Genomic DNA, 14292 nt, shown 5'->3' on the forward strand with positions numbered 1-14292 from the left:
ATGATTAGTCGCATACAAGAGCTGGTTGCTATCGTGCCCGCCGCCGGCATAGGCGCGCGAATGGGCGCCGAGATCCCAAAGCAATATCTGATGTTAAATCATCAACCTATCCTGGCGCACACCTTAGATGTGCTATTGGCACATCCGCGCATCACCCAGGTGATTATTGCCCTGAACCCTGAAGATAACTATTTCGCCAAGCTGGTCCAGGCGGCCCATCCTAAGCTGATGACAGTTATCGGCGGTAAAGAGCGCGCCGATTCTGTGCTGAGCGCTCTCAAGGCGGCACCGAGTGATGCCTGGGCGCTGGTACATGATGCCGCGCGCCCCTGCCTGAGCGCCTTGGATATCGACAAGCTGATCGTCGCCTGCGAGACAGATGTGGGGGCTGAGCAGGGCGCCATACTGGCGATGCCGGTGCGCGACACCATGAAGCGCTCGGGTGAAGGGGGAGCTATTCAAGAGACCGTCTGCCGGGAGAATCTCTGGCATGCGCTGACACCCCAGCTGTTCCCGGTTCAGAGTCTTAAGCACAATCTTAATGATGCCCTGGCCGCGGATGTTGCCATTACCGATGAGGCCTCGGCGATGGAGTGGGCCGGAGGTCGGCCGCTATTGGTGAGTGGACGCTTCGACAACATCAAGGTGACCCATCCAGACGATCTGCAACTGGCGGCGCTGTTTCTGCAGGCGGCTGCGAGTGACTTAATTTCGAACACAGGTGAAAAGTAGATGAATATACGTATCGGCCACGGTTTCGATGTGCATAAATTCGGCGGCGAGTTACCGCTTATCCTCGGCGGGGTGGAAGTCCCCTATGATACCGGCCTGGTCGCGCACTCGGACGGTGACGTGGTGCTGCATGCCATCTCAGATGCCATTCTTGGCGCCATGGCCCTAGGGGATATTGGTAAACATTTTCCCGATACCGCCCCAGAATTTAAAGGGGCCGACAGCCGCGTGCTGCTACGTCACTGCTACCAGCTGGCGCTGGATAAGGGCTATAGGCTTGGTAATCTGGATGTCACCATCATCGCCCAGGCACCTAAGATGCTGCCCCATATTCAGGCGATACGCGAGTGTTTAAGCAGTGACTTAGACAGTGATATTGAAGCGATCAATGTAAAGGCTACCACCACAGAGAAGCTTGGCTTTACCGGGCGCAAAGAGGGGATAGCGGTGGAAGCCGTGGTGCTGATGTGCGCCTCCCCGAGATAAGAGAGAGTTATGACCCCACTACATTATTTGCATGGCCAGCCCGAGGCGAGCGCCGACTTAAGAACTTTTAATAGCGATTTTATCGTGCAGGAGCTATTGCCATTCCTCCCGACAGGAGAGGGGGAGCATCACATGCTGCACATTCGCAAAGAGGGGTTAAATACCGCCGATGTGGCGCGCATGCTCTCAAGTTTTGCAGGGGTGCATCCTAAAGAGGTGACCTTTGCCGGCCAGAAAGATAGACATGCCATCACTGAGCAGTGGTTCGGGGTGCGTATTCCCGGCAAGAGTATGCCCGACTGGCAGTCGCTCAACAGCGAGCAGCTCACCGTGCTTTCCAGTGCTCGTCACGGCAAGAAGCTGCGCACCGGCGCCCTCGCGGGTAACCGCTTCACCCTGACCTTAAGGGCTGTGTCTGACATGGACGCTTTGGTGCGGCGCATCGAGCTGATCAAAGCCACCGGCGTGCCAAACTACTTTGGCGAGCAACGCTTCGGCCACGATGGTAAGAATCTCACTTTTGGTCGTTTGATGCTCAGCGGACGCAAGAAGGTGAAAGACAGAAATAAGCGCAGCATCTATCTCTCTGCGGTGCGCTCTCATCTCTTTAATCAGCTGGTGAGCGAGAGACTGCGCCAGCATGAGCTGAAGACGCTCGAGGGCGACTGTGTGATGCTGGCCGGCAGCAAGAGCTATTTCGTGGCTAATCCTTGGGACGAGGAACTGATGGCCCGTCTGTCACAGAAGGACATCCAACTCTCGGCGCCCATGTGGGGCAGAGGTCAGGCATTGAGCGAAGCTGAGGCGTTAGCCTTTGAGCAGAGTGTTTGCGATCAGTACCCTGAGGATCTTGCTGGCCTGGAGCAGGCAGGTCTGAATCAGGAGCGTCGCCCCCTGCTGCTTATGCCCCAGCAACTGAGTTACGAGATTAAGGATGATGTCATAGTGATAAAGTTCGCCCTACCGGCCGGTAGCTTTGCCACCTCTGTGCTGCGGGAACTGGTGAATTATCAAGATGTCAAAGAGCGGGAATATCAGGCCAGAAAGGCCGCAGCGAGTGAAGAAGCCCATGATTAAGATATTGGTAAGCAATGATGATGGCATCACGGCGCCGGGTATCGCGGCCCTGTCCAATGCCCTGGCGAAGCACTTTGACGTGATGACAGTCGGTCCGGATCGCAACTGCTCCGGTGCCAGTAATTCACTAACCTTGACTAACCCTTTGAGAATTAATAAGTTAGACAATGGTTATATTTCCGTCAGTGGTACGCCAACCGATTGTGTACATCTGGCCATTCGCGAATTTTATGCCCATGAGCCGGATATCGTGGTGTCCGGCATCAATGCCGGTGCGAATATGGGGGATGACACCCTCTATTCGGGTACCGTCGCGGCGGCGATGGAAGGACGCTTTCTGGGCTTGCCGGCGATTGCCATCTCGCTTGTGGGCCGAGAACTGAAGCATTATGACAGCGCAGCCCATTACGCCTGTAAGATAGTGGCTGGCTTGATCGATAGCCCTATCGCTTCGGATCAGATCTTAAATGTGAATGTGCCGGACTTACCGCTCAGTGAGATCAAGGGCATAAAGGTGACCCGCCTCGGCGCCAGACACAGGGCCGAGGGCATGGTACGCATGCAAGATCCGGCCGGACGCGAAATATTTTGGCTGGGTCCGCCGGGTGAAGAGCAAGATGCCAGCGAAGGCACTGACTTTCATGCCGTGGCCAACGGCTATGTGTCGGTGACGCCATTGACGGTGGATCTGACCGCATTTGAACAAGTACCAAAGATAAAGCAATGGATAGAGCAATTATGAATGGGGTAGCCACAACGGCGGCATTGAATCTGGCACGTCACCTTCAGGGGGCGGGGATAGTTAATGCTGATGTTTTATCTGTGGTGGCGAAGACGCCGAGAGAGCTGTTTCTCGATGCGGCCCTGGGCCATAAGGCCTATGAAAATACTGCTCTGCCCATAGGACAGGGACAAACTATCTCTCAGCCCTACATAGTTGCGCGCATGACTGAACTTTTGTTAGAGTCGCATCCCAAGCGCGTATTGGAGATAGGCACAGGTTCTGGTTATCAGGCGGCTATATTGGCGCAGTTGGTGGATGAGCTCTGTACTGTCGAGCGCATCAAGAGCCTGCAGATCCAGGCGCGCCAACGTCTAAAGCGCCTCGATCTGCATAACGTCTCCTTTAAATATGGTGACGGCTGGAAGGGATGGGCGAACAAGGGGCCCTTCGACGCCATCATGGTGACGGCCGCGGCCAGCAGTGTGCCTCAGGCGCTGCTCCAGCAGTTGGCCGATGGCGGCGTGCTGGTTATCCCCGTCGGCGACGAGGTTCAACAATTGATGCGCGTGGTGCGCCAAGGCGACCAATTTCATTCGCAGACTATCGAGATGGTGAAGTTTGTCCCCCTGGTTAACGGTGAACTCGCCTAGTGGTGGTTGTCATGTTTTTCGCTGGCGCTAAGGGAATAGGGGAGCTGTCATGCTGAGCCCCCCGAGTCGGTGTAGGTTTTTGCAAAAGCTTGTTCAAAAGCCTGTCGGCATTCTATGTGTCTTGATGCTTACCTGTCTGCTGAACGCCTGTAGTTTTCAGGCCCATTCTCCCGCTCCCGTGGTCAACGTTAACTCACCGGTGAAAAAAGCCTATAAACGAGGCGGCCTCACCTCCGACCACTATAAAGTCAGGCGCGGCGACACCCTCTATTCGATCGCCTGGGCGGCCAACAAAGATTTTGTCGAAATTGCCCGATATAACGGGCTTCGCAAGCCCTATACCATCTATCCAGGACAGGTTTTAAAGCTAAAATCGACAAACGCTGTTACAAATAGCAAAACCCAGCGTAGCACTCAGGTATCGAGTAAAAAAACGCAGCAAAACACAGTTAAAAATCAACCTAAACAAACAGTTAAACCTCGTCAGCAGGTGGCTACTAGTAAAACGACACTGGTGAAAAAATCGCTTGATCGGGGCGATAAATCTGCGTACGCTGTAACAACTGGTCAACAAAATGTTAACGGTGTTATCCACAAGCCCAGTAGCACCCTACCCAAGAAGGTTCAGCGCTGGCATTGGCCTGTTAAAGGCAAGTTGATCGGCACATTCTCTACCAAGGAGCAAGGTAATAAAGGGATTAAGATCGCAGGATCCCGAGGCGATCGCATTCAGGCCGCCGCCGATGGGCGAGTGGTGTATGCGGGAAATGCACTAAGGGGATACGGCAATCTGGTGATCATTAAGCATAGCGATGACTATCTCAGTGCTTATGCCCATGCCGATAAGATCTTAGTAAAAGAGAAGCAGTTCGTTACCGCGGGACAAACGGTGGCGAAAATGGGACAAACGGGTACCAATAGGGTGATGCTGCATTTCGAGATACGGTATCACGGCAAATCCGTCGACCCACTTAAATTTTTGCCTAAATCATAATTTTATAGGCGCCATTTTGGCAATTGGAGGACAGTAAAGTGCAGTAAATTAGCATGTAAAATTTGGGAGAGTATATTATGGGTCGTAAACAATCTACCGCCGTGGCGGAGCCCTTAGTTGACTTGTCTAAGAATGAGTCTGATCTATCAGTTACCAACAGCAAGGAGGTTTTGAAAGAAGCAGAATTAGAACAGCAAGTACAAGATGACTTACAAAAGAACTTAGATGCCACTCAGCTGTATTTAAGTGAAATTGGATTTTCCCCCCTATTGAGTGCGGAAGAGGAGGTTTATTTCTCACGTAAGGCCCTAAAAGGCTGTGAAAAATCTCGCAACCGTATGATTGAGAGTAATCTCAGACTCGTCGTAAAAATTGCACGTCGTTATAACAATCGTGGCTTAGCATTATTGGATCTGATTGAAGAAGGTAACTTAGGTTTGATCCGCGCCGTCGAAAAGTTCGATCCGGAACGCGGTTTTCGATTCTCTACCTATGCTACCTGGTGGATCCGCCAGACCATAGAACGTGCGATCATGAATCAAACCCGTACCATTCGCCTACCTATTCATGTGGTGAAGGAGCTCAACGTTTACCTTCGTACCGCTAGGGAACTCGCGCACAAGCTAGATCATGAGCCTACCGCCGAAGAGATCGCCGAGCAGTTAGATTTGCCCAGTAGCGATGTGAGTAAGATGCTTAAGCTCAATGAGCGTATAACCTCTGTCGATACCCCGCTGGGTGGTGACAACGACAAGGCATTGCTGGACGTGTTAGCCGACGATGATTGCGTGGGCCCAGATTACAAGGTACAAGACGATGATATGTCTAAGTCTGTCGTACGCTGGCTAGACGAGCTGAACAGCAAGCAGAGAGAAGTGCTTGCCCGTCGTTTCGGTTTGCTAGGCTATGAGCCATCGACTCTTGAAAATGTCGGTAAGGAGATAGGTCTCACTCGTGAGAGAGTACGCCAGATCCAGGTGGAAGCCCTGAAACGGTTAAGAGATCTGCTCAGTGCACAAGGACTATCGGTAGAAGCTATCTTCAGAGTATAAGTGTGTATCGGGGTGTAGGCTTAAGGGCTGATTTAATGTACTTATTGCCGTTTTGAATTTGTCGCCTGGTTGAACTGGCCGTATGTTGGCTAGAAGGTCGATGAGCAGTGCTAGCGTCTTGTTGAGAAAAGTTGTGGTAAGCGCCCTAAGGTGTAAACCTTTTTCATGAAGAGCCGACCCCAGAATTAAAAAAAGCGCATCTCTAAGAGGTGCGCTTTTTGCTGTTTAGACTTGATTAACCTAGCTGTATTTAATTAACCTGCCTGTATTTAATCAACGTAGCTGTTTGAGCTCATAGAGCAGATCCAGCGCCTGTCTCGGGGTAAGGCTGTCGGGATCTATGGTGTCTAATCTGTCTAGGGCCTTTGAGGATTCTGGCATGGCGAGACTCAGCTGAGCCTGTCTGAGTTCGGGCAGGCCCTCCTCTCTGTCACGGCTCTCAAGATGATGCAGCTTGTGCTTGGCGGCCTGTACCACTTTGGCCGGTACCCCGGCTAGGGCCGCCACCTGTAGGCCATAACTCTTACTCGCCGCTCCTTCCTGCACCGCATGCATGAAGGCGATGGTGTCGTCATGCTCTATGGCGTCAAGGTGCACGTTAGCCACATTTTCCATCTGCTCGGGCAGCTGGGTCAGCTCGAAATAGTGGGTAGCAAACAGGGTCATCGACTTTAAATTCTGCGCCAGATGTTCGGCGGCCGACCAGGCGAGTGATAAGCCGTCATAGGTCGAGGTGCCCCGGCCAATCTCGTCCATCAGCACCAGACTCTCCGGCGTGGCGTTATGCAGTATGTTGGCAGTTTCCGTCATCTCAACCATGAAGGTCGACCGGCCGGAGGCGAGATCGTCCGCGGCGCCAATACGGGTAAAGATGCGATCCACTGGGCCGATGGCGGCCTTCTGCGCCGGCACGAAGCTACCGATATGGGCCATCAAAGTGATCAGTGCGACCTGACGCATATAGGTTGACTTACCGCCCATGTTAGGACCGGTAACGATCAGCATGCGCCTCGCCGGGTTGAGGCTGACAGGGTTGGCGATAAATGGCGTCTGACTGACGCGCTCGACCACGGGGTGCCTTCCCGCCTCGATATTTATGCCGCTCTGAGCCGTGAGTTCTGGCCTGTGATAGTCCAGCTGCTCGGCGCGCTCAGCAAAGTTGGTGATCACGTCAAGCTCGGCGGCGGCGCGGGCGAAGGCCTGTAGCTCGTGCAGGCGGGGCATTAGCAGATCGAACAGCTCTTCCCATAGCTGTTTCTCCAGTGCCAGAGCCTTGCCCTGACTGGAAAGCACCTTCTCCTCATGTTCCTTGAGCTCGGCGACGATATAACGCTCTGTGTTCTTCAGGGTCTGTCTGCGCTGATAGCTCATGGGGACCAGATCTGACTCGCGGCGACTCACCTCGATGTAATAGCCGTGCACCCTGTTATAGCCAACCTTCAGGGTTGAGGCGCCGGTGGCAGCCTTCTCGCGTGCCTCGAGTTCGGCAAGGTAGTCGGTTGCGCCCTGGCTGAGTTTGCGCCACTCATCCAGCTCTGCATGATAGCCCTCTTTAATCACTCCACCGTCGCGGATCAGCATAGGCGGGTTGTCGACGATGGCGCGGCTTAGGAGGGCATGCTCTTCGGGAAACTCGCCGATAGATTGCGACAGGGTATGCAGATGTGCGCTGTGACAATCGGCTAGCTGTTGCTGTATTTCGGGCAATAGGGCGAGTGCCTGACGCAGGCGGGCAAAGTCACGGGGGCGAGCACTGCGAATGGCCAGACGCGCCGTGATACGCTCTATGTCGCCCAGGGCTTTTAGCTGCTCGTGCAGACTCTCGTGATAACCATTGTCCAGTAGCTCGTCGATAGCATCGTGACGGGCACGAATGATGTTGTGGTTGCGCAGTGGTTCGTGGATCCAGCGCTGTAACATGCGGCTACCCATAGGAGTTGCCGTGTTATCCAGTACCGAGGCCAGGGTGTTGTCGCTGCCCCCCTGCAGGTTGCGGGTCAGCTCCAGATTCTTTCGGGTGGCCGCGTCCAGCACTATGCTGTCGCACTGATTGAAACGTGTGATGGCGTTGATATGGGGCAGGGCGGTGCGTTGGGTATCTTTTACATACTGGATAAGGCAGCCAGCCGCCTGCAGCGATAACCTGACTTCGCCCAGGCCAAAGCCATAGAGGTCTTTGGTGCCGAACTGTTCCAGCAGCAGCTTGTAGCTGGTGTCATAGTCGAACTCCCATTCGGGACGGCGACGCTTACCCGAGAGCGAGGCGATCAGTGCCGGCTCGCTGAAATCTTCGCTGTAGAGCAGCTCCGCCGGATTGGTGCGTTGTAGCTCGGCTTCCAGTGCCTCTTTGCTGGCCAGCTCTGTAACCACGAAGCGCCCGGATGAGACATCCAGGGTCGCGTAACCAAAGCCAATCTTACCGTGATAGACGGCGGCAAGCAGGTTGTCTTGCCTCTCCTGCAACAGGGCTTCATCGGTCAGCGTGCCAGGGGTGACGATGCGCACGATTTTTCGCTCCACCGGTCCCTTAGTGGTGGCGGGGTCACCTATCTGCTCACAGATAGCTACCGAGACCCTGAGTTGCACCAGCTTAGCCAGATAGCCTTCTACCGCATGGTAGGGGATGCCCGCCATGGGGATAGGGTCACCGCCACTCTTGCCCCGGGCCGTTAAGGAGATCCCTAACAGCTCAGATGCACGCTTAGCATCGTCGTAGAAGAGCTCGTAAAAATCTCCCATACGATAAAAAAGCAACATATCGGGTGTTTCGGCTTTCAGCGTCAGATATTGACGCATCATGGGGGTGTGCTTTTCAAGATGTTGAGTATCGACGGCGTTCATGAATTAACCAAGGTATCCTGCTACAAAAATGTCTGTCATAGCCCCGCGGCTAGCACAGAATGAATGGCCTCAATACTAACAATAAATTGATGGCGGTTGCGCATTTATCCTGCCTGTTTGGATAAATTTAGTGCTAATGCGCCTTGGGGCATTTAGCTGGCTTTGTCGGAGCTTAGGCAAAAATAATCGCATACAGTACTTGATACTGTATGATTGTACAGTATACTAGGTTTCATATTGAGACAGCCTAAAGCGATGCAGAAACCGTCTGCGGGCTTTAACTTAACGGATACCCCACAGCGCAGCGTCTGTGATTGAGAGGAAAGCAGAATGAAGATTGATGCGAATAAAGAGAAAGCCCTGAGCGCGGTTCTTGGCCAGATTGAGAAGCAGTTTGGTAAAGGCTCTATCATGAAGCTAGGTGAAAACCGCTCTATGGATGTTGAGACTATCTCAACGGGTTCTCTGTCGCTGGACGTTGCATTGGGTGCGGGTGGTCTGCCACTGGGTCGTATCGTTGAGATCTATGGTCCTGAATCTTCGGGTAAGACGACCCTGACCCTGGAAGTGATTGCGGCGGCTCAGCGCGAAGGTAAGGTTTGTGCCTTCATCGACGCCGAGCACGCGCTGGACCCTATCTATGCGCAAAAGCTGGGTGTGGATATCGATAACCTGCTGTGTTCTCAACCCGATACTGGCGAGCAGGCCCTTGAGATCTGTGACGCACTGACGCGTTCTGGCGCTGTGGATGTGATCATCGTCGACTCGGTAGCTGCCCTGACGCCTAAGGCGGAAATCGAAGGCGAGATCGGTGATTCTCACATGGGTCTAGCCGCGCGTATGATGAGTCAGGCGATGCGTAAATTGGCAGGTAACCTGAAGCAATCTAACACCTTGCTGATCTTCATCAACCAGATCCGTATGAAGATTGGTGTGATGTTCGGTAACCCTGAGACCACAACTGGTGGTAACGCGCTTAAGTTCTACGCCTCCGTTCGTTTGGATATTCGTCGTACGGGCGCCATCAAGGATCGTGAAGAGGTTATCGGTAACGAGACCCGCGTTAAGGTGGTGAAGAACAAGATTGCCGCACCGTTTAAGCAGGCAGAGTTCCAGATCCTCTATGGTGAAGGCATTAACCGCACAGGTGAGCTGGTGGACCTTGGTGTGATGCACAAGCTGATCGAAAAGTCGGGTGCCTGGTACAGCTACAAGGGCGACAAGATTGGCCAGGGCCGCGCTAATGCCGGTAAGTACCTGGTAGAGAACCCAGAGATTGCCGCAGAAATCGACCAGGCGCTGCGCGCCATGCTGCTGGGTGCTGGTCAAGTGGTTGCCGAGTCGGCCACTGGCGATGAGAATGTCGATCTGGAAACCGGTGAAGTATTTTAAGCTGACCCGTTTCAGCTAATCGGTTTTTGATGACTCAGGCTTTGCAATGACCTTGGTTCTTTCATGACAATGTCGGCGATGCAAGTTGCGGTGGGCCTGCTGGCCCGCCGCGATTATTCCCGCTATCAGATAAAGAGTAAGTTGAATCAGAAAGGCTTTCTCGACGGCGAGATCGAAGCGGTGCTTGGCGAATGTGAGCGCCAGGGCTATCTCGATGACGCCAGGTTTGCCGGACTTTTGTTGCGCTCTCATATTGCCAAAGGTCATGGTCATAATAAGATTCGTCAATCCATGTCGCAGAAGGGACTGACTAAAGAGGTTATCGAGTCGACCCTCAATCAGAGCGATTGTGACTGGTTCGAGCTAGCGAGACAGAAAGCCGTCAAGAAGTATGCCGCTAGCGGCCCTATTCAAGATCAGAAAGACCGCGCCAGGCGAGTGCGTTATCTTCTCTCCCAAGGTTTTGGCTTCGACCAGGTCGCCTATGCCTTAGAGGTCGATCTCGACTTAGATTAAGCCCAATTCCCTGTCGACTATCCAAGCAATGGCTCAGGCTATGAATCAGGCAATGACTCACACTGTGCCCCAGACTATGACCCAGACCTGGATTAAGTCATAGCCTGAAAATCATCCTCGCTCTTTAGCTAGCAGACCCAATGGAAACTGAGGCTTTTTACGGTTTCTTTGGGGATCCTCGGCTAAACCTCTGGTTGTTCCCCCATAGACTGCTTATAATGCTGGGCTAACTGAGCATCGTCGGTGAACCTTTTGCTTTCATCGCTAAAATAATCAAATTCAGGATGATTTCATGTATCAAACCACTGCAGCGCTGAGAAGTGCTTTCTTGGAGTTTTTCCGCAGAAACGGTCACCAGGTTGTGGACAGCAGTTCACTGGTACCTGGCAATGATCCCACCTTGCTATTTACCAATGCAGGGATGAACCAGTTTAAAGATGTTTTCCTTGGGGAAGACAAGCGTGACTACACTCGAGCCACCACGGCCCAGCGCTGTGTGCGCGCCGGCGGTAAGCATAACGACCTAGATAATGTCGGTTACACTGCGCGTCACCATACCTTCTTCGAGATGCTGGGTAACTTCAGCTTCGGTGATTATTTCAAGCAAGATGCGATTCGTTTTGCCTGGACCTTCCTGACCGAAGAACTCAAGCTGCCAAAAGAGCGTCTGTGTGTCACCGTCTATGAGACAGACGATGAAGCCTTCGAGATCTGGAACAAAGAGATTGGCGTAGCGGCCGAGAACATCATTCGCATCGGCGATAACAAGGGGGCTGCATATGCCTCTGACAACTTCTGGCAGATGGGCGATACCGGTCCTTGTGGTCCTTGTACCGAGATCTTCTACGATCACGGCGAGCATATCTGGGGTGGCCGTCCCGGCACGCCTGAAGAAGATGGTGATCGCTTCATCGAGATCTGGAACATAGTATTCATGCAGTACAACCGTCAGGCCGACGGCACCATGGATCCGCTACCTAAGCCTTCGGTCGATACCGGTATGGGCATAGAGCGTATCGCGGCTATCATGCAGGGCGTACACTCAAACTATGAGATCGACATCTTCCAGTCACTGATCAAGAAGACCGCCGAAATATTGGGCGTTACCGATCTGGAGAACAAGTCGCTGCGCGTCGTCGCCGACCACATCCGTTCTTGCGCCTTCCTGGTTGCCGATGGCGTAATGCCATCAAACGAGGGCCGTGGTTACGTACTACGCCGTATCATTCGCCGCGCCGTGCGTCATGGTAACAAGCTGGGTGCTACCGAGGCCTTCTTCTATAAGCTGGTACCGACACTCATCGAAGTCATGGGTGACGCAGCCAAAGAGCTGGTAGCGACCCAGGCGATCGTCGAAAAGGCACTGAAGGCGGAAGAGGAGCAGTTTGCCCGTACGCTTGAACGTGGTCTTGGTATTCTCGACAATGCCCTGAGCCAGCTAGAAGGTAAGGAACTTGATGGCGAGACAGCCTTTAAGCTTTACGATACCTATGGTTTCCCTGTGGATCTCACCGCAGATGTATGCCGCGAGCGTGATATCACGGTCGATGAAGCTGGCTTCGAAGCGGCCATGGCCGAGCAGCGTAGTCGCGCCCAGGCGGCGGGACAGTTTGATACAGATTACAACGAAAGCCTGAAGATAGATGCCGAGACCGAGTTCTGCGGTTATAGCGACCTTAACGGTGAAGCCAAGGTGATTGGTCTCTATGTCGATGGTCAGGCGGTCGATGCCCTAGCCGAAGGCGACCAAGGTGTCGTGGTGCTCGACAGTACGCCATTCTATGGCGAGTCTGGTGGTCAGTGTGGCGACAAGGGCCTATTGAGCGCCGAAGGCGTCGAGTTCCAGGTGAAAGACACCCAGAAATATGGTCAGGCAATGGGCCATATCGGTCAGGTTAAGACTGGTGGCATCGCCATGGGTCAAACCCTTAACGCTGCAGTGGACAAGAAGCTTAGACATCGCACCGAACTCAACCACTCTGTGACTCACCTGCTGCACGCCGCGCTACGTCAGGTACTGGGTACTCACGTGAGCCAGAAGGGCTCTTTGGTAGAGCCTGAGCGTCTACGTTTCGACTTCTCTCACTTCGAAGCCGTTAAGCGTGAAGAGCTTAAGCAGGTCGAAGATCTTGTTAACACTCAGATCCGTCGTAACCACAAGCTGAAGGCCGAGGTGATGGATATCGACCAGGCGAAAGAGAAAGGCGCTATGGCCTTGTTTGGTGAGAAATATGACTCACAGGTTCGTGTGGTGACCATGGGTGACTTCTCTATCGAGCTGTGTGGTGGTACTCACGTGGGTCGCACGGGTGATATCGGCCTGTTTAAGATCACATCTGAAGGTGGCATCGCCGCCGGTATCCGTCGTATCGAGGCGGTCACAGGGGCGGCGGCGATCGCTTATGTCGGTGAGCAACAGGCTCAGCTCGAACAAGCGGCTTCCTTGCTCAAGGGCGATAGTGCCTCTGTTGTGGCCAAGCTTAAGGCGCAGCTGGATAAGACTAAGCAACTTGAGAAGGAGCTGTCTCAGCTTAAAGACAAGCTGGCGGCGGCGACCAGCGCCGACCTAGCAGGTGAGGCTCAGGAGCTTGCAGGCGTTAAGGTGCTGGTTAAGCAGCTAGAAGGCGTCGAAGCCGGCGCGCTACGTGGCCTACAGGACGAGCTCAAGCAGAAGCTGCAATCTGGCATCGTAGTGCTGGGGATTGCCGGTGATGCCAAGGTGAACTTGATTGCCGGTGTGACCAAAGACTTGACCGGTAAGGTCAAGGCCGGTGAGCTTGTTGCCATGGTGGCTGCTCAGGTGGGCGGTAAGGGCGGTGGACGCCCAGACATGGCTCAGGCCGGTGGTAGCGAGCCTGCTAAACTAGCGGGCGCATTGGATTCTGTGATTCCTTGGCTGTCTGAACGTTTGGCCTAAGTTGCCTCAATAGAAAAAAGCGCTCCCTGAGCGCTTTTTTTGTGCCATATTGATTGAAGCATAGGCCGAGGTACGGTTTAAGGTGTTAAATATAAAGCTGGTTTACTTGACCGCCCTTATATCTTGGATATCTGTTAATGAAGATTTGGCTAAATCAGCGATGTGCGGCACATTTAAACGAACTAACATGCAATAAAAGGGTGTTTTTCATCAGAACACTATTAATTTGTACTAAGCTGACCGTATAATAAGGTCATAACGGAATAATGCCGTATAAGCAGAATTAGGAACTAAAGGAGCAAAAAATGCTGATATTGACTCGTCGTGTTGGTGAAACACTGATGATTGGTGATGAAGTTACTGTCACCGTTTTAGGCGTAAAGGGTAATCAAGTTCGTATTGGTGTGAATGCACCAAAAGAAGTTTCAGTTCATCGTGAAGAGATTTATCAGCGTATTCAGTCTGAAAAGTCAGGTAGCTCTTCGGAAGGCGGCAATTTTTAAGCGATAGATATAACCGGCGTTACACGATAAGAGTCAGCAAGTTTGCTGGCTTTTTTGTTTTTAGCTGGCAGCTTTTTAACCATAACGGCGACATAGCATACAGGCCCTTAGGGGAAATAGGGATAACTGCTTAAAAACAGCTCAAACAGCATTTGTTTAGGAGAAATGGTTTGACTTATTTTCTTCAAACAGTAATATGTGCGCCAAGAAAACGGAGAGGTGGCCGAGTGGCCGAAGGCGCTCCCCTGCTAAGGGAGTATGGGCTTTATCTCCCATCGAGGGTTCGAATCCCTCCTTCTCCGCCATTTCTTAACTGACAAAACAGGGCGCGTGTAGCTCAGCTGGATAGAGTACCTGGCTACGAACCAGGCGGTCAGAGGTTCGAATCCTCTCACGCGTACCATTTGT

Annotated in this window: 12 protein-coding genes and 2 tRNA genes; 13 read left to right on the top strand and 1 reads right to left on the bottom strand. The window is 52.9% G+C overall.

All coding sequences use genetic code 11. From position 1 onward, the window contains the following. The 7 genes from ispD (at position 1) to rpoS (ending at position 5715) form a co-directional block, all read left to right on the top strand. A complete protein-coding gene (ispD, locus tag L1D43_RS03410; RefSeq protein ID WP_239849958.1) occupies positions 1–732 on the top strand; it encodes a 2-C-methyl-D-erythritol 4-phosphate cytidylyltransferase in 732 nt (243 codons plus the stop codon). Further along, a complete protein-coding gene (ispF, locus tag L1D43_RS03415) occupies positions 733–1218 on the top strand; it encodes a 2-C-methyl-D-erythritol 2,4-cyclodiphosphate synthase (protein WP_239849959.1) in 486 nt (161 codons plus the stop codon). Positions 1219–1227: 9 nt separating this feature from the next. Further along, the gene (locus L1D43_RS03420) at positions 1228–2295 is read left to right on the top strand and encodes a tRNA pseudouridine(13) synthase TruD (protein WP_239849960.1); all 1068 of its coding nucleotides are present in this window, start codon (positions 1228–1230) and stop codon (positions 2293–2295) included. Then, a complete protein-coding gene (gene surE, locus L1D43_RS03425; protein WP_041510569.1) occupies positions 2288–3037 on the top strand; it encodes a 5'/3'-nucleotidase SurE in 750 nt (249 codons plus the stop codon). The genes L1D43_RS03420 and surE overlap by 8 nt, the downstream gene beginning before the upstream one ends. Beyond that, positions 3034–3669, top strand: coding sequence for a protein-L-isoaspartate(D-aspartate) O-methyltransferase (locus L1D43_RS03430; protein WP_239851030.1), 636 nt, complete (start codon positions 3034–3036; stop codon positions 3667–3669). Before surE ends, L1D43_RS03430 begins: the two co-directional genes overlap by 4 nt. A gap of 124 nt (positions 3670–3793) precedes the next feature. Next, positions 3794–4663 carry a peptidoglycan DD-metalloendopeptidase family protein gene (locus tag L1D43_RS03435; RefSeq protein WP_239851032.1) on the top strand — a complete coding sequence of 290 codons (870 nt, stop codon included), beginning with the start codon at positions 3794–3796 and terminating at the stop codon, positions 4661–4663. Between the two features lie 77 nt (positions 4664–4740). Then, a complete protein-coding gene (gene rpoS, locus L1D43_RS03440; protein WP_041510486.1) occupies positions 4741–5715 on the top strand; it encodes an RNA polymerase sigma factor RpoS in 975 nt (324 codons plus the stop codon). 273 nt (positions 5716–5988) lie between these two features. On the opposite strand, the gene mutS is transcribed toward rpoS, so the two are convergent. Further along, positions 5989–8556, bottom strand: coding sequence for a DNA mismatch repair protein MutS (gene mutS / locus L1D43_RS03445; protein ID WP_239849961.1), 2568 nt, complete (start codon positions 8554–8556; stop codon positions 5989–5991). Positions 8557–8886: 330 nt separating this feature from the next. Here mutS and recA point away from each other — a divergent pair, with 330 nt between their 5' ends. The 6 genes from recA to L1D43_RS03475 all read left to right on the top strand — a co-directional run bounded on the left by recA (position 8887) and on the right by L1D43_RS03475 (position 14287). Then, positions 8887–9948, top strand: a complete 1062-nt coding sequence (recA, locus tag L1D43_RS03450) for a recombinase RecA (protein WP_041510488.1) — start codon at positions 8887–8889, stop codon at positions 9946–9948. Between the two features lie 63 nt (positions 9949–10011). Then, positions 10012–10464 (top strand): recombination regulator RecX, encoded by a 453-nt coding sequence (recX, locus tag L1D43_RS03455; protein WP_239849962.1) that lies wholly within the window; start codon positions 10012–10014, stop codon positions 10462–10464. Positions 10465–10756: 292 nt separating this feature from the next. Beyond that, positions 10757–13381: an alanine--tRNA ligase gene (gene alaS, locus L1D43_RS03460; RefSeq protein WP_239849963.1), complete on the top strand. Its 2625-nt coding sequence runs from the start codon at positions 10757–10759 to the stop codon at positions 13379–13381. Between the two features lie 305 nt (positions 13382–13686). Next, entirely contained in the window at positions 13687–13884 is a 198-nt protein-coding gene (gene csrA / locus L1D43_RS03465) for a carbon storage regulator CsrA (protein WP_011865020.1), read from the top strand. A 213-nt stretch (positions 13885–14097) separates the two neighbouring features. Further along, positions 14098–14189, top strand: a tRNA-Ser gene (locus tag L1D43_RS03470). Between the two features lie 21 nt (positions 14190–14210). Then, positions 14211–14287: transfer RNA gene (locus L1D43_RS03475), tRNA-Arg, on the top strand. The last annotated feature ends 5 nt before the right edge of the window (positions 14288–14292 follow it).

Source organism: Shewanella sp. Isolate8 (assembly GCF_022398495.1).
Lineage (GTDB): Bacteria > Pseudomonadota > Gammaproteobacteria > Enterobacterales > Shewanellaceae > Shewanella > Shewanella aquimarina.